15 protein-coding genes are annotated in these 14684 nt (G+C 61.2%); 4 read left to right on the forward strand and 11 right to left on the reverse strand.

The features are described from left to right. Positions 1 to 6: 6 nt before the first annotated feature. The 4 genes from GH665_RS23990 to GH665_RS24005 all read right to left on the reverse strand — a co-directional run bounded on the left by GH665_RS23990 (position 7) and on the right by GH665_RS24005 (position 3546). Positions 7 to 1011: a sterol desaturase family protein gene (locus tag GH665_RS23990; RefSeq protein WP_153139542.1), complete on the reverse strand. Its 1005-nt coding sequence runs from the start codon at positions 1009 to 1011 to the stop codon at positions 7 to 9. Between the two features lie 48 nt (positions 1012 to 1059). Next, positions 1060 to 2112 carry a YVTN family beta-propeller repeat protein gene (locus GH665_RS23995; RefSeq protein WP_174771752.1) on the reverse strand — a complete coding sequence of 351 codons (1053 nt, stop codon included), beginning with the start codon at positions 2110 to 2112 and terminating at the stop codon, positions 1060 to 1062. Positions 2113 to 2421: 309 nt separating this feature from the next. Beyond that, on the reverse strand, positions 2422 to 2757 hold the full coding sequence (locus GH665_RS24000) for a TFIIB-type zinc ribbon-containing protein (RefSeq protein ID WP_153139545.1): 336 nt from the start codon (positions 2755 to 2757) through the stop codon (positions 2422 to 2424). Positions 2758 to 2793: 36 nt separating this feature from the next. After that, positions 2794 to 3546: a TerC family protein gene (locus tag GH665_RS24005; protein ID WP_153139548.1), complete on the reverse strand. Its 753-nt coding sequence runs from the start codon at positions 3544 to 3546 to the stop codon at positions 2794 to 2796. A gap of 123 nt (positions 3547 to 3669) precedes the next feature. Here GH665_RS24005 and GH665_RS24010 point away from each other — a divergent pair, with 123 nt between their 5' ends. Beyond that, entirely contained in the window at positions 3670 to 4551 is an 882-nt protein-coding gene (locus GH665_RS24010; RefSeq protein ID WP_153139550.1) for a LysR family transcriptional regulator, read from the forward strand. Here the strand turns inward: GH665_RS24010 and GH665_RS24015 are convergent. Further along, complete coding sequence (locus tag GH665_RS24015) at positions 4524 to 4976, reverse strand: TerB family tellurite resistance protein (protein ID WP_153139551.1); 453 nt, start codon at positions 4974 to 4976, stop codon at positions 4524 to 4526. The genes GH665_RS24010 and GH665_RS24015 overlap by 28 nt on opposite strands. 223 nt (positions 4977 to 5199) lie before the next feature. On the opposite strand from GH665_RS24015, the gene GH665_RS24020 reads away from it, so the two are divergent. Beyond that, positions 5200 to 5532 carry a DUF2322 family protein gene (locus GH665_RS24020; RefSeq protein WP_028195296.1) on the forward strand — a complete coding sequence of 111 codons (333 nt, stop codon included), beginning with the start codon at positions 5200 to 5202 and terminating at the stop codon, positions 5530 to 5532. 20 nt (positions 5533 to 5552) lie between these two features. Here the strand turns inward: GH665_RS24020 and GH665_RS24025 are convergent, their stop codons facing one another. After that, positions 5553 to 6542, reverse strand: a complete 990-nt coding sequence (locus tag GH665_RS24025; RefSeq protein WP_153139553.1) for a zinc-dependent alcohol dehydrogenase family protein — start codon at positions 6540 to 6542, stop codon at positions 5553 to 5555. 104 nt (positions 6543 to 6646) lie between these two features. Between GH665_RS24025 and GH665_RS24030 the strand changes: the two genes are divergently transcribed. Further along, positions 6647 to 7555 (forward strand): LysR family transcriptional regulator, encoded by a 909-nt coding sequence (locus GH665_RS24030; protein WP_153139555.1) that lies wholly within the window; start codon positions 6647 to 6649, stop codon positions 7553 to 7555. Between the two features lie 27 nt (positions 7556 to 7582). On the opposite strand, the gene GH665_RS24035 is transcribed toward GH665_RS24030, so the two are convergent. Further along, positions 7583 to 8494, reverse strand: coding sequence for a LysR family transcriptional regulator (locus GH665_RS24035; protein WP_153139557.1), 912 nt, complete (start codon positions 8492 to 8494; stop codon positions 7583 to 7585). 115 nt (positions 8495 to 8609) lie between these two features. Between GH665_RS24035 and GH665_RS24040 the strand changes: the two genes are divergently transcribed. Beyond that, positions 8610 to 9632 carry an aldo/keto reductase gene (locus tag GH665_RS24040; protein ID WP_153139559.1) on the forward strand — a complete coding sequence of 341 codons (1023 nt, stop codon included), beginning with the start codon at positions 8610 to 8612 and terminating at the stop codon, positions 9630 to 9632. Positions 9633 to 9764: 132 nt separating this feature from the next. On the opposite strand, the gene GH665_RS24045 is transcribed toward GH665_RS24040, so the two are convergent. The 4 genes from GH665_RS24045 to GH665_RS24060 all read right to left on the reverse strand — a co-directional run bounded on the left by GH665_RS24045 (position 9765) and on the right by GH665_RS24060 (position 14088). Next, positions 9765 to 11078, reverse strand: coding sequence for an MFS transporter (locus GH665_RS24045; protein WP_153139561.1), 1314 nt, complete (start codon positions 11076 to 11078; stop codon positions 9765 to 9767). A gap of 23 nt (positions 11079 to 11101) precedes the next feature. Beyond that, positions 11102 to 11866: an enoyl-CoA hydratase gene (locus GH665_RS24050; RefSeq protein ID WP_153139563.1), complete on the reverse strand. Its 765-nt coding sequence runs from the start codon at positions 11864 to 11866 to the stop codon at positions 11102 to 11104. After that, positions 11863 to 13029, reverse strand: coding sequence for a CaiB/BaiF CoA transferase family protein (locus GH665_RS24055; protein WP_153139564.1), 1167 nt, complete (start codon positions 13027 to 13029; stop codon positions 11863 to 11865). Before GH665_RS24055 ends, GH665_RS24050 begins: the two co-directional genes overlap by 4 nt. A gap of 168 nt (positions 13030 to 13197) precedes the next feature. After that, positions 13198 to 14088, reverse strand: coding sequence for a LysR family transcriptional regulator (locus GH665_RS24060; protein ID WP_153139566.1), 891 nt, complete (start codon positions 14086 to 14088; stop codon positions 13198 to 13200). Positions 14089 to 14684: the final 596 nt, after the last annotated feature.

Here is a 14684-nt window from a genome sequence, read left to right on the forward strand (position 1 = left end):
TGCCGCTCAGTCTGTCACGCCACCGTAGGCGCGTTGGCCGCGCAGACGCATGGCGATGCGGCCAAACGCGCGCCATTGCTGGGCGATCAAGCCGTTGCCGTAGGAGCGCCCGGCGCCGTGCGGTGCCGGCAACTGGTCGCGAATGCCGGTCGGCTCGACGGTGTGGTCCCACGACGCGGTCTTGAACATCATGTCCCACCACGGAAACAGCACGCCGAAGTTGCAGCCGTAGCGCGTGCCTTCATGACCGTAGCCGACAGCGTGATGACGCCGATGAAAAATCGGACTGACGATCGTGCGTTCGAGCAGCCATCCATACGGCAGGCGCGCGTTCACGTGCTGCACGCTCTGCATGAAGTTGCCGACGGCGACCAGCACCACGAACTGGGTCGGCTGCACGCCGATGAAGAGCGATATCGCGGCGAAGAACGCAGCCTGAATGATGTCGTCGAGAAAGTGATTGCGGTCGTCGGCCCACAACGACATCTGCTGCTGGCTATGGTGCACCGCGTGCAGTTCCCACCACACGCCGAAGCGGTGCTGCCAGCGGTGATACCAGTAGCCGAAGAAATCGAGCACGATCAGATAGATCAGGAACGACACGACCGGTTGATCGGTGACGCCCGGCCACAAGCCGTCGATGTCGATGTTCGGCACGTTGTAGATCGCCATCAGGCTCTGCCAGTGATCGAACAATGGCTGCAGCATGAAGAAGAACGCGATATTGATGATGCCGAGCTTGGCGATCCACGTGTAGATCACGTCGGCTCGCAGCGCTTTTCGATCCGACCATGCCTCGATGGGGCGCAGCGCTTCCAGCGGCCGCAAGGCGATATACGTGATCAGTATTTCCAGCACACCGATGATCACCCAGTAGAGCGCGTCATAGGTGTCCTCGTCGTAGCCCATCAGGCCGAAGCGATAGAACAACGGCTGCACCACGTCGACGTACAGAAGTGTCTGCAACGCCGAGACGCCGTTGTCGAGTTGCGCGACGATCTCGTGAATCATCGAAAACCTCTTGAAATTGCGGATGCTGTCATCAAAACGAAAGCCTGGTCAGTCTGGATTGGGCGCGTACACGGGGGCACGGTTGGCAAAATACAAACCATGCGGTGAGCGTCCGACAGCGATTGTGTCGATAAGTTTATGCGTCGTCAGATCGATGATGCCGACATGCCGCGCAAAACGGAATGTGACCCACAGATAGCGATGATCCGCGGAAAGTTCCATGTCGTCAGGACCAGGCATGAGTCCGGTGATGTCGGCGGTTTTCGTCAGCGTGTTGTAATCGAGAATGCTGATCGTACTTTCCACGCGGTTCGTGACCGCCACGTGATGGCCGTCGTCGAGGTTGCGGAAGTTGTGCGCGCCGCGCCCCGTCTGGATTTTCTGCACCACTTGCTGCTTGTGCCAATCCACCACGGCGACGTCGTCTTCGCCCGTCATGCCGATCAACAGATAGCGGTCGCCCGGCGTCATCCAGAGGCCGGCGGGCGTATTGCCGACATGCAGTTTCCACAGCACCGATTGCGTCGCCAGATCGATCGCGGCCACTTCGCCGGTGTCTTGCAGCGTGACGAACACGATCTTGCTATCGGACGAAAACGTCATGTGGCTCGGCGTTTTCGAAAGCGGAACGCGTTTGGCGAGCGTCATGTTCTGGCCGTCGTAGTGGTACACGTCGACACGATCCAGCCGCAGGCCGGCGGTGACGAACCATTTGTGATCGGGCGAGAAACCGAGCTGATAGGGGTCTTCGATATCTTCGACCTTGCGCTGCACGCGGCCGGTGTGCGGATCGAGAAACATCAGATCGTTCGAAATCGAATCGGCGACGATCAGCGAGTGACCGTCCGGCGTAATCATCAGATGATGCGGTTCCTTGCCGGTCGGCTCCGTGCCGATGACCTTGTGCGTAGCCGGATCGACCAGCGTCAGTTGGGCTTCGCCGGAGTCGAGCACGATCACGTTGTCGGCTGCATGAGCCGGCATCGCGATGGTGAGCGCGCAATAAGTCAGCGCGGCAAGCGCGCCGGTTTTTTTTAATCGAAACGAATGAAATTGGCATCTGAACGATAAACGGGCAGGGAAAACAATTTGGGGAAGCATCAAGGCGGCGTGCGCAAGGCGATTTAGTGCATGCACGCCGCGCATCAAACCGTTAATGCTGTGCGTTACTGGTGGTGTATTGGTGCCGCTGGTTATTGCCGCTGGGTTACTGCTGCTGTATTTGCGTTAACGCGGCAGATCGCCCGGCCGATGACACGCGGCGCGTTGTTATTTGTCTGAAGGGTTTGGCGTTGGCATGAGGCCTGGCCAGGAGAGATCAAGAGAGAAAAACGAAAGGGCGCGGCTGATAAAACAGCGCGCGCCCTTGATTCGATACTAGCCGCCTCGTTCCGGTACTTGCGGACACGTTCAGTCGAAATCGAACATGTCGAACAGCGAGCGCTTTTTCTTGTGTCCCCGATAGTCCGTGCGGTGACTGTCATACGAGCGGTTGTTGTCATACCCACGGTTGCGGTCGTAGCCATGCTCGCTGTTGTGTGAACGGTCGCGATCGTGGTGGTCGTTCCGGCTCGGGTGTGCGGCCGCGCTCACCGGCGCTTCGTTGCTGCCGGCATCCTGCGCGATCAGCTTGTCGAGTTCGCCGCGATCGAGCCAGACGCCGCGGCAGACCGGGCAGTAATCGATTTCGATCGAGCGTCGCTCGGTCATCAGCAAGTCAGCGGTCTTGCAAACAGGACATTTCATTTCGTTGCTCCTTAAGGATAAAAAGTTGGTGGACGCTCATTGCTCGACGCTAAGCGCCTGCTTCGATTTCGCCCGGCGCACGAGCATGTTCAATGCTTCGACAAACGCGGAGAACGCCATGGCCGCGTAGATGTAAGCCTTCGGCACGTGGGTGCCAAAACCTTCTGCGATGAGCGTCATGCCGATCACTAGCAGGAAGCCGAGTGCGAGCATCACGATGGTCGGATTCCGGTCGATAAAGCGCGACAGCGGGTTGGCCGCGAACAGCATCACGGTGACCGCGGCGATCACGGCAATGAACATGATCGGCATGTGCTCGGTCATGCCGACCGCCGTGATGATGCTGTCGACCGAAAACACGATATCGAGCACCAGGATCTGTCCGATCGCGGCCATCGCAGTCAGCTGCACAGTCGTGCTTGCCTTGTCGCGAACTTCCTCTGAATGGACGACGTTGTGGTGAATTTCACTCGTTGCCTTCCAGACCAGGAACAGACCGCCGCCAAGCAGGATCAGGTCGCGCCACGAAAACGCGTGGCCGAGCAACGTCACAGCGGGCGCGGTCAGCTGCGCGATCCACGCGACGGTGCCGAGCAGGCCGAGCCGCAACACGAGCGCGAGCATGATGCCGAGGCGCTGGGTACGCGCGCGCTGGGCTTCCGGCAGCTTGTTGCTGAGGATCGAGATAAAGATCAGGTTGTCGATGCCGAGCACGATTTCCATCACGACCAGCGTGAGAAGCGCAGCCCATGCGGCGGGGTCGGCAGCGAGAATGAGTAAGGAATCCATGGGGTCCGTAAGTAATGAGTGACGGGCAACTTCGGTATGCCGCTATCATCGCCGTCTTCATGGTTCGGATAAATCAGTGATAATCTGATCGATATATCGGTTTTTTCGAACTATTTACTGCCCATGCTCAACTATCGCCATCTGTACTACTTCTGGATCGTCGTGAAGGAGGGCGGCTTCGCGCGTGCGGCCGAGCGCCTCGACATGGCGGTGCAGACGATCAGCGCGCAGGTGCGCGAGCTGGAAAAATCGATCGGGCGCCAGTTGCTGAAACCGGCCGGGCGCGGTGTCACCATGACCGAAGCCGGCGAGACGGCATTCAATCGCGCGGAGCAGATTTTTCAGATTGGCGAGGCGCTGCTCGACGAGATGCGCGAGACGGGCAGCGAGCGCATCGCGCGGCTTGCCGTGGGGCTTTCCGACGGCATCTCCAAGCTCGCGGCGCACGCGCTGCTGGCGCCGGTGCTCGATACGCCCTCGCTCAGGCTGTTATGTCACGAAGGCGAGCACGCGCAACTGTTGTCCGAACTCGCGCTCCATCGGCTCGATCTCGTTCTCGCGTGCCAACCCGCGCCGCACAACGCGGATTTGCGCGTTGTGAGCCAGCGCCTGATCGGTTCGCCGGTCGACTGGTACGGTCCGGCGGAGATTATCGGCAAGGCCGCCCGTGCCGGCTTTCCGCAGTGCCTGGCCGATCTGCCCGTGCTTCTGCCCACGGGGCACGGCGCGTTGCGCGCGCGGCTCGACCGCTGGTTCGAAGCCACGGGAATCCGGCCGCGGATTGTCGGCGAATTCGAAGACAGCGCGCTGATGGCGGTGTTCGCCGCGCGTGGCCTCGGCGTGTTTCCGCTCGCGGAACTCGGCGCCGGAGACGTGGCGTTGCTGCGCGGACTGCGCCGGCTCGGCCGGGCGGAAGGCGTGGTCGAAGAGATCCACGCGATCCGTTCGCGGCGCGGGCAACATCATGCGCTCGCTTCTCAGGTGGTCGCCGCCGTGCGTGCGTGAGCGCGCGGTGCGCTCAGCAGCGCGACGTGCCGGTTCGTGGTCTGGACCGGCTGAGGTCCCCACGCCCTGAACACGGCGGTGAGCAAGGCGATTTCGCCGTCCGCCAGATAGTTGTCCGCGACGGTGACGGCGAGGCACAGCCGGATCACCTTGCGACGCAAGGCGGTGTCGTCGATCTCGCCGAACAACGTGGTGAGCTGGGCCGCATCGAGCTGGCCGACCGCCGGGGTGTGCGCGACCGATTGGTCTTCGCACATCGTCTGTACGATCTGCGCGAATTGCGCCGGGGCGAGACCCAGCTGGCCGGCGATATCGAGGCTTTCGAGTGCACGCTCTTCCGAGCTGCTGACGTGGCCGTCGGAGATGAGCGCCAACGCGACGATACGGGCGGCGGCTTGAGGACTGTTGCGCGGATAGTTACGCATGTCGGGGCTCCTGGCGCGGACAAGGTCCGCAGTGGTGGTGAACCTCAGTCTGCGTCAGGTTGAGGAGCGGATAAATCTGCTAAACCGGGAGCGATAGTTCGAGAAAACCGAAGTTTGCGCGATGCCGGGCCTTGCGGCACGCCGTGCGTTGGGCGCGATGCGCAGCACCCTATCGGATAAGATACGGCTCGCCGTATTTTTCCGAATAGAAGGAGTGTTTTCAGTGATTCAGCCGAGCAACGTGTTCAAGGACAACCTCGCCCAACTGCCCGCCATCGGTGGCATCGAACGTATCGATCTGCTCGACGGCAAGGGCGCCGTAGTGGCCAGCATCGAGAACAAGCCGGGCAAGCAGGGTTCGCTGGCGGTGTACAACTATCTGCAGCAAACCTTCGGCACGCTGGACGCCAAGGCGGCCGAACACGGCCTCGCCGTGTTCGCCGAGCATACGGCCGACGCGCGCAACCGTCCGGGCGCGCACCCGAACGTCGACCATTTGCTGGCAATTGCAGCCGGCGGGGAAGCCTTGCGTATCGAGGTCGTCGCAGCCGGCTGAGCGCGCTGTCTCGGGCGGGTTCAAACCGTCACGACAATCTTCCCAAACTGTTGGTTCGACTCCAGAAAGCGATGGGCGTCGACGATCTGGTCGAACGGGAATGTCCTGGCGATGACGGGATTTAACGCGCCCGAGGCCAATCCGTCGAGAATGAAAGCCTTGGCCGCTGCGAGGCGCGCCGGATCGCCGATAATCTCGTGCACCAGATAGCCGCGCAGCGTCAGCGCCTTGCTCAACACGGTGAATAGCGGGAAGGGTGTCGGCTCAGAACTCAAGGCGCCGTATTCCAGCAGGATGCCGCCATGAGACATGGCGTCCGTGAGCGGCTCGAATATCGGGCCGCCGATTGGGTCCAGCACCACCCTCATACCCTGCGGTCCCGCGATTTCCTTCAGGTGGCCCGCCAGGTCTTCCTCCGCGGAAGCGACGACATGGGCGGCGCCCAACTCGAGTAACGCCTGCCGCTTGGCCGAGGTCCGCGTGACCGCAATGGGCGTGGCGCCGACCCGGTTGGCAATCTGTATCGCGGCAAGGCCGACGCTGCTCGACGCCGCGGTCACGGCAACGAAGTCCCCCTTACCCAGTTTGGCGATGTCGATCAACGCACCGTAAGCGGTGAGATATTGCATCCAGACTGCCGCGGCCGCTTCCCAACTGAGCGACGGCGGATGCTTGACGACAAACCTGGCGGGAAAGGTGACCACCTCACCGTAAGCGGGCCAGCGCAGCATGGTCGGCGGCGGCACGACGCTGACGGCGTCGCCCGGCGCGAATCCTTGCACGCCTTCCCCGACCCGATCGACGATACCCGCGGCCTCGTACCCAAGACCCGAAGGCAGCGTAGGCGTTTCGATGTAATTGCCCGCGCGCAGCATGGCCTCGGCGCGGTTAAGGCCCAACGCCTTCACACGGATCTGAACTTCCCCTTGAGCGGGCGGTGGAACTGCGACGTCCTCGATGCGTAGAACCTCGGGGCCGCCATGCTGATGAAAGCGAATAACACGTGTCATAGGATTTCAACTCGAAAGTGATGGGAATGAATGAACTATGACGGTGATGCATGACGAGATAAATAGCGCTATAACTAGAACAGTCGAAACCAACGGTTATCAATATGGACCGTCTCACGAGCATGGCCGTGTTCGTCAAAGCTGTCGACCTGGGCTCGTTCGCGGCCGCGGCGGACGCACTCGCTTTATCCGGACCGATGGTCGGCAAGCACGTGCAGTTTCTCGAGGAGCGTCTGGGCGTGCGCCTGATTACCCGCACCACGCGGCGGCAGAGCCTGACGGAGTTCGGCCGCGCCTACTACGAACGCTGCCGGGGCATACTCGCCGAAGCGGACGCGGCGGATGCCCTCGCGGCCGATCAACTGTCCGAACCGCGTGGCAAGCTGCGCGTCTCGATGCCCGTTCACTTCGGGCGGCGCTGTGTGGCACCGGTCCTGCTGGCATTTGCGCAGCGCTATCCGAGGCTGGAACTGGATCTCTCCTTCAACGACCGTTTAGTCGATCTGGCAGAGGATGACTACGATCTCTCCATCCGGACCGGCGGTCTGGAGGACAAAGCAGGGGTGATCGCGCGTCGCATTGCGCGCCAGCACATGGTGGTCTGTGCCGCTCCCGCATATCTGGCCGCGCACGGCCATCCTCGGCTGATAGAAGAACTCAGCACGCATCAGGCGATTATTTACCGGCGCTCGGGGCGTATTCGCCCGTGGCTGTTTCCGTGCGCCGGGAGCTCTCCGGTCGAGGTCACCCCGCCAAACAGGTTGCGGCTCGACGATCTCGATGCGATCGCCGACGCGGCGGTGCTCGGGATGGGCCTTGCGTGGCTTCCGTACTGGCTTGTTCGCGAGCGCATTCAGACCGGCAGTCTCGTGCGATTGCTGCCGGATCAGCCGGAATATCTCTACGACGCCTACGCGCTCTGGTTGCAAACTCCGCACTTGCCGCTGAAGGTGCGTCTGGCTGTCGATGCGTTGGCGGAGGCGTTGCCGGGACTCATGCAGTACAACGCCTAGCCCGGCGTATCGCGCCTCGTGTCGCGCCTATGGCCGACTATCCGGGTCGTTGGTGGCGAGAATGAAGTCGACGAATGCCCGCAGCGGCGCCGGCATATGTGTCCGGCTCGGGTAGTACAGAAACGGTCCGCTGAAGGACTGACACCACTCGTCGAGTATCGGCACGAGCGTGCCTTGCTCGATTGCCGGCCGCAGAAACTCGTCGAACGAATAGACGATCCCCAATCCGTCGACGGCCGCGCCTCTTTGCAGTTCGATCACGGAGGCGATCATCGGCCCGTTTGGCTCGATCCGCACAACCTCGTCGCCCCGTTTGAATTCCCAGGTCGCGAGTACGCCGCTGTCGAAGCGGTGGCCGATACATGCGTGGTTCAGCAATTCGCCCGGGTGCTGCGGTACGCCGCGGGCCGCGAGGTAGGCCGGCGAAGCCGCCGCGACGAAATGCTGAACGCGCGGGCCGATCGGCACGGCGATCATGTCGCGCTCGAGGCGTTCGTCGTAGCGGATGCCGGCATCGAAACCCGCTGCGAGGATATCGATGAACGTGTCGTTGGTCCCAACGTCCACCGTGATACCCGGGTGAGCGGCAAGGAAGCGGGACAGGAGCGCGGGCAGGATTTCTCTTGCCGCGATCGACGGAACGTTTAACCGCAACGTTCCGGTAGGACTCTCGCGAAAGAGATTCACCGCATCCAGCGCGATGGCGATTTCCCCGAATGCCGGCGCGAGCCGTTCGAACAGACGCTGCCCGGCTTCCGTTGGTGTGACGCTGCGCGTTGTGCGGTTGAGCAGTCTGACGCCGAGATGCTGTTCAAGCCTTCGAACCGCTTCGCTAAGCGATGAGGCCGACACGTCGCTGGTCAGTGCGGCATGGCGAAATCCGCGAGCCCGTGTGACGGCGACGAATGCTTTCAAATCGGAAAGATCGGGTTCCTGCATTGTTCGCTATTCCGCACGGGTCATCCGGATTGAGGCGGATTATCGCACGCTGAAATTGGGCCGATACTTCAGGTCAAGCGCCTTTCTTGCGGCGTCACTACCAACAAGGAACGTCATGAAGCAACTTCAACTGGGTAAGACGGGGCCGCTAAGCTCGGCGATCGGTCTTGGCTGCATGGGCATGTCAGGCATGTACGGTCCGTCGGACCGCGCCGAAAGCATTGCCACCATCCACGCCGCGCTCGAAGCCGGCATTACGCTGCTCGATACGGGCGATTTCTACGGCTCCGGCCACAACGAAATGCTGATCGGCGAGGCGCTGAAAAGTGCACCGCCGTCGCGTCGCGACGCGGCGATCGTCAGCGTGAAATTCGGCGCGATGCGCGACCCCGCCGGCGGCTGGTCGCTCTACGATGCACGTCCCGCCGCGGTCAAAAACTTTCTCGCCTATTCGCTGCAGCGGTTGGGCGTGGATCATATCGACATCTACCGTTCCGCGCGACTCGATCCCAACGTGCCTGTCGAAGACACGGTGGGCGCGATCGCGGACATGGTCAAAGCCGGCTATGTACGGCACATCGGTTTGTCCGAAGTGGGCGCGACGACCATCCGCCGCGCGGCAGCGGTGCATCCGGTGAGCGACTTGCAGATCGAGTACTCGCTGATTTCACGCGGCATTGAAGACGAGATCCTGCCGGTGTGCCGCGAACTCGGGATTGGCGTGACGGCCTATGGCGTGTTGTCCCGCGGCTTGATCAGCGGTCACTGGAGCAAGGAGTCCGCGGGGAAAGGCGATTTTCGCGCAATGAGCCCGCGCTTTCAGGGCGACAACGTCGATCACAATCTCGCGCTGGTGGACGCGCTGCGCAAGGTGGCCGATGCCAAAGGCGTTTCGGTTGCGCAGATCGCGATTGCGTGGGTGGCGGCTCAGGGCAGCGATATCGTGCCGCTGGTTGGCGCGCGCCGGCGCGATCGTCTTGCCGAAGCACTTGGGGCGGTCGATGTGACGCTCACCGCGGACGATCTGGCTGCGATCGCGCAGGCAGTCCCGCCTGGTGCTGCCGCGGGTGAGCGCTACGCGGCGGCGCAGATGGCGCATCTCGATAGCGAGCAGGGAAGCCACGGTCAAGCGGGCTGAGGTGTTGCCGAGGGCGTACTAATTGGATGAGCCACGCGCTGTTGAATGCACGGCGGCGTGGCTCGACCCGTTGTTTTTGCAGATTCGATCTATCCCGCGAAAGGACGTACCGAAGCATCGGCTCGCCAGTTTTTATCGACGAGCCGGAAACACAGCGTCTCGACTCTCAAGCTCCGGCGAAGGCACCATCTGTTTGAGCCTCGCGACGAATGGCGCATCCGGTTTCATAAGGAACGTCATCAGCACGCCGCAGGCCATCACACCGATGGACAGCAGGAAGGTGACGTTCCAGTTCCCCAGGCGGTCGATCAGATAGCCGGCCATCACCGGACTCACGATCGCCGCGGTGAAGCCGGTACCACTCATGATGCCGCTGGCCGTGCCCGAGCGGTCATAGGCGATATCCATTGGAATCGCCCACATGGGCCCGATATTCATTTCGTTGAAGAACATCGCCGCGGCGAGAAAAATCAGCGAATACATCGGATCGTGTATCAGCACCACGGGGATCAGCGATAGTCCGGTCATGGTCATGCAGAATGCCACCAGGTAGCTGCGCGCGAGTTTGAGATTAGCAGTACGGCGAAGCAGTTTATCGCTGATCAGGCCGCCCACCAGATCGCCGAATACACCCGCAACGAACACCCCTGACGTGAAGATAACTGCTTTCTTGATGTTCAGATGGAAGCTATGCATGAAGTAGAGCGGCATCCAGTCCAGCATCAACCAGAGAATCCAGTTGTAGCAGAAGTAGACGCCGGAGACCGGCAGCAGGCGGCGATAAAGACGAGCCCATGTGCCTGGCATTTCTACCGGACGTACCGTCGGTGGTGGCAGGCTGTTGATTTCATCGGCGGTGATGCGCGGATGATCTGCCGGTTTCTCGGTGTACGTCACGTACCACAGCACGAGCCAGCCGAAACTCAGTGCGCCGAGCAGGTAAAACGAGAATCGCCAGTTGAACGCTGTCATGAGCGCCAAAACCAGCATCGGTGCCACGGCGTTTCCGAGGCGTGCAGAGGAATGCGTAATGCCCTGAGCCATGCCGCGCTTATCCTTTCTCACCCACGAGGCCATTGCGCTGGTAGAGGCGGGGAACGTGGCGCCTTCGCCCAGGCCCAGCAGCAGTCGCGCCGCGACGAGCGTCGCGAAGCCGCCTGCGAAACCTGTCAGCGTGGTTGCCACCGCCCAGATGGAAGCGCAGGCGATCAGCGTGCGCTTGGCCCCGAAGCGATCGCTGACCCAGCCGCCAATGAACTGGAACAGTACATACGGATAGGCGAACGCTGAAAAGATGAAGCCGAGTTGCGTGTTGCTGAGTCCGAGTTCGGACTTGAATTGCCCGGCGGCCGTGCTGATGTTGACACGGTCGACGTAGGTGATGAAGTACATCAGGCACAACATCAGCAGGACCCATGTTGTTGCCCTAGGCTGTAATCGTTTCATGTCTCACTCCACTTTGTTCGTGGTTATTTTTTTGACGCGCCTGAGGTGAAAGCCGCTACGGCTTCCCTGAAGTTGGTGCTGCCGTATACCGCTTCGATCAGATCTTCGTCATCGAGCCGCTGTTCAACGACGATGCGGCGCAGGCTCTCCTTAACGGCCTTCTGCGTGACCGGAGAAAGCGTCATCAGCCGCTGCGCGAGCGTATGAGCAGTTTCCTGTAGCGCGTCTTGCGAACACACGTCGTAGACATAGCCGCACGCCAGCGCTTCCTCTGCCGTGACGTAGTCGGCGAGCAGTAACATCTTCTTGACTCGCGGCACACCGAGCGCGGCCTGCAGGCGCGCGATATTGCGCGACGACAGCGTGTTGGAGAGCGTCTTCGCGATCGGCGCGCCAAAACGCGAGCCCTCGCTACAGACGCGGAAATCGCAGGCCGTCGCCAGCGCGAGGCCGCCACCTACGGCCCAACCGTCGATCACGGCGACTGTCGGGACCGCAATGCGTTCGACCGCGTCGATCACACGCTCGACGAATGCCTCGTAAATCACGCCATCGCGGCCGTCGCGGAAGTCCTTGAAACAGGCGATGTCGGTGCCGGAAATGAAGGACTTGCCGCCCGCGCCTCTAAACAGAACGCAGCGCACGCCAGTGTTCTGCCCACATTGAGCGACAAGCGCCAGCAGAGACTCGTACATGTCGAGCGTCATTGCGTTGTGACGCTCGGGGCGATCGATCACGATCTCCGCTGCACCGGACGGGTAGACCGTGAGCTTGACGGGATCGCTCATGGCGCTGTCCCGTTGATTTCGGCAAAGATTTCCTCGTTATGCTCGCCCAGCAGCGGCGGATGACGGCGCACCGTTTGCGGCGTACCGAGCATCTTCACAGGAAAGCCGATGTTCTTGACCTTGCCTTCGTTCGGGTGGTTGATTTCCATGCACATCCGCCGGTGCGTGGCATGCTCGCTTTCGAACGCCTCGGGATAGGACAGGATCGGGCCGGCTGGAATGCCGGCGGCGAGCATCGCGTCGACCCATGCGTGGCTGTCGCGCTTCGCGAATTCCTGTTCCAGGGTTTCGATCAACGCCTCGCGATTCTTCAGGCGCAGCGACACGCTTGCATAATCCGCGTGCGCGACGAGGTCGGGACGCGCCAGCAGTTCGCACAGTTTCGTCCATAGCTTCTGGTTCGTCGCGCCCATCACGAAGTAGCCGTCCCGCGCCTTCACGGCCTGGTAGGGCGCACTCATCTTGTTGCTGGTGCCGAGCGGTGTCGGCGGCACGCCGGTGCCCCAGTACTCCGACATGTCCCAGATCGAGAAGGCCATGATCGAATCGAACAACGAGGCGTCGATGTGTTGACCCTCGCCCGTTTTTTGCGCGCCGATGTAGGCCGACAGCAGTCCGTAAACGGCAAACAGCGCGCAGCCGATATCCGCCACGGGCACCCCGGCCTTGACGGGTTTACCGCCCTTGTAACCGGTCACGCTCATCACACCCGACATGGCCTGTGCCATGAGGTCGAAGCCAGGTCGCGACGCCCACGGTCCGCTTTGTCCGAAGCCGGAGATGCTGACGTAGACGATCTTTGGATTGATTGCCCTGATCGACTCGTAATCGATGGCGAGCCGCTGCACCACGCCCGGACGGTAGTTTTCGACGATCACGTCGGCCGTTTTTGCGAGCTCGTAGAAGAACTCACGGCCTGCGTCGCTCTTGAGGTCCAGCGTTAGCGAACGCTTGTTGCGGTTCATGTTCAGGAAGCCCATGCTGTCGGGCCCCTTCATCCTGAAGCCCATCGCGCCGCGGGTCTGGTCGCCTTCGGGCGGCTCGACCTTGATCACGTCCGCGCCCATGTCGGCCAGCAGCATGCAGGCGAACGGGCCGGCCATGACCTGGCTGACGTCCAGCACGCGGATGCCTTGCAGCGGCAGATGTTTCGAATCCGTCATTTCGGGTTTCCTCTGTAGAAGGTGTGAGTCGAACCGCTCGGCCATGTCGTGCGTGGCCGGCAGGTTTTCTGCCCTCACTGTCCGCTACAGACCAGGCTGCCGCAAGAATGCCTGGAGCATGTCTGGTTTCGCGCGTTGCGAAACCGGGCCGCGCGTGCCGACCGGAAGCTAAGCCGGTCCGCCGAGAAGCTCGGCCACCACGTTGTGCAGGGTTTGCGCCTGTGCGTGCCCCTCGACGCAGGACAGAACGTAGCTGCGCTGGTGCCAGTCGCCCGTGAGCGCGACCGACGCCAGCGTCGCCTCGGGATGAAAGCTGCGCAGAACCTCGGGTGGCATCAGGCCTACGCCGAGGCCGTGGCGCACCATCGCCAGCATGGTGTCGAAACCGCTGACGGTGAAGTTGTTGGCGAATTGCCGCCCGCGACTGCGGTACGCACGCTGGACGGCGGACAAGACCGCGGAACCTTTGCCGAGACTCACGATAGGCAGATCGAGAATGTCGTCGATCCCGACGGGGGCATCGGGGAACTGGAAATGCGGGCGGCTGTACACCAGCACCAGTTCGTCCTCTCTATAGGGTGAGTTGGCAAGATCGAGGAAGCCGCTTTTCTTTTCGTAAATGCCCACGTCGATCACTTTGTCGCGTAGCAGTTGCTGCACGATCTTGCTGTTCTCCTCCACGATCTTCAGGGAGATCCCCGGATACTTGCGTTGAATTTCCGCAATCTCGCGCGCGAGGAACTGGATTACGACGGCCTTTGGCGCGCCGATGATAATGCGGCCTTCGAGCCCCTGGTTGAGCGCTTGTGCGTCGCCTTCAAGACGATCGATCAGATTGTCGATCTGCCGGACGTATTCCAGCAGCTTGGCACCCGATTCGGTGATCGCCACACCGTGTGGCACGCGCTGGAACAGTTTGGCGCCGAGTTGCGCTTCGAGGTCCGATACACGCCGTGATGCCGCCGCGACAGCGAGGCTGAGTTTGTCGGCAGCGCGGGAGATGCTGCCTTCTTCAGCGATGGCGAGGATCAGCCGGACGGTGGTCGTATCGAATTTCACGCGGGTCTCCAGTTTTTATTGATCCTGATTGGCGGCGTGCAAAAGTGCGTTGGGCGCGGATGTGTTTCTCGTGCTGCCGCGATCTCGCTCATGATAAAGGCTGAACGTATATCGCCACTCGAATTGCGACCTGGATTTCTCTGTCATTGCGGCGAATTAATTGTCGATTTCGTCGAGTACCTGGGAAGTGACACCATGATGACACTTCTCAGGAGAGCGGAAGTGTCGCTCGAATCTCACTGCCACGCGTTCTCACATTCAGACGAAATTCGCATGCGCTCGAGCGCGGTTGTTATCGAAGCGTAAGCGACCACGCGCGCTCAAACGGTGCATCGTCCGCCGACCTGATGCCACCCTCGAATACATTGCGCAAAATGGGAAGCTTTTCTTGGGGTCGAAGTCAGAAAGATGGTGACCATCCAATCCTATGATCATCATGAGAAAGCAGGGATCTTTGCGATGCGCCAACCTAATAGAAATAATCTTACTATTTGTCCGAAAATTACTATTTCTTGTGGGACCGAACAGGCATTCCGGGTACGATTTACCCCAGTCGCGGCGAGTGAGTGGAAGAAATTGCGAGTAGCAGAAGGAAG

The sequence above is a fragment of the Paraburkholderia agricolaris genome (assembly GCF_009455635.1).
Lineage (GTDB): Bacteria > Pseudomonadota > Gammaproteobacteria > Burkholderiales > Burkholderiaceae > Paraburkholderia > Paraburkholderia agricolaris.

Bases quoted from the DNA above. Each gene is read 5' to 3' on its own strand.
- GH665_RS23990 (WP_153139542.1), bottom strand. From the start codon at position 1,011: ATGATTCACGAGATCGTCGCGCAACTCGACAACGGCGTCTCGGCGTTG.
- GH665_RS23995 (WP_174771752.1), bottom strand. From the start codon at position 2,112: ATGCTTCCCCAAATTGTTTTCCCTGCCCGTTTATCGTTCAGATGCCAA.
- GH665_RS24000 (WP_153139545.1), bottom strand. From the start codon at position 2,757: ATGAAATGTCCTGTTTGCAAGACCGCTGACTTGCTGATGACCGAGCGA.
- GH665_RS24005 (WP_153139548.1), bottom strand. From the start codon at position 3,546: ATGGATTCCTTACTCATTCTCGCTGCCGACCCCGCCGCATGGGCTGCG.
- GH665_RS24010 (WP_153139550.1), top strand. From the start codon at position 3,670: ATGCTCAACTATCGCCATCTGTACTACTTCTGGATCGTCGTGAAGGAG.
- GH665_RS24015 (WP_153139551.1), bottom strand. From the start codon at position 4,976: ATGCGTAACTATCCGCGCAACAGTCCTCAAGCCGCCGCCCGTATCGTC.
- GH665_RS24025 (WP_153139553.1), bottom strand. From the start codon at position 6,542: ATGACACGTGTTATTCGCTTTCATCAGCATGGCGGCCCCGAGGTTCTA.
- GH665_RS24030 (WP_153139555.1), top strand. From the start codon at position 6,647: ATGGACCGTCTCACGAGCATGGCCGTGTTCGTCAAAGCTGTCGACCTG.
- GH665_RS24035 (WP_153139557.1), bottom strand. From the start codon at position 8,494: ATGCAGGAACCCGATCTTTCCGATTTGAAAGCATTCGTCGCCGTCACA.
- GH665_RS24040 (WP_153139559.1), top strand. From the start codon at position 8,610: ATGAAGCAACTTCAACTGGGTAAGACGGGGCCGCTAAGCTCGGCGATC.
- GH665_RS24045 (WP_153139561.1), bottom strand. From the start codon at position 11,078: ATGAAACGATTACAGCCTAGGGCAACAACATGGGTCCTGCTGATGTTG.
- GH665_RS24050 (WP_153139563.1), bottom strand. From the start codon at position 11,866: ATGAGCGATCCCGTCAAGCTCACGGTCTACCCGTCCGGTGCAGCGGAG.
- GH665_RS24055 (WP_153139564.1), bottom strand. From the start codon at position 13,029: ATGACGGATTCGAAACATCTGCCGCTGCAAGGCATCCGCGTGCTGGAC.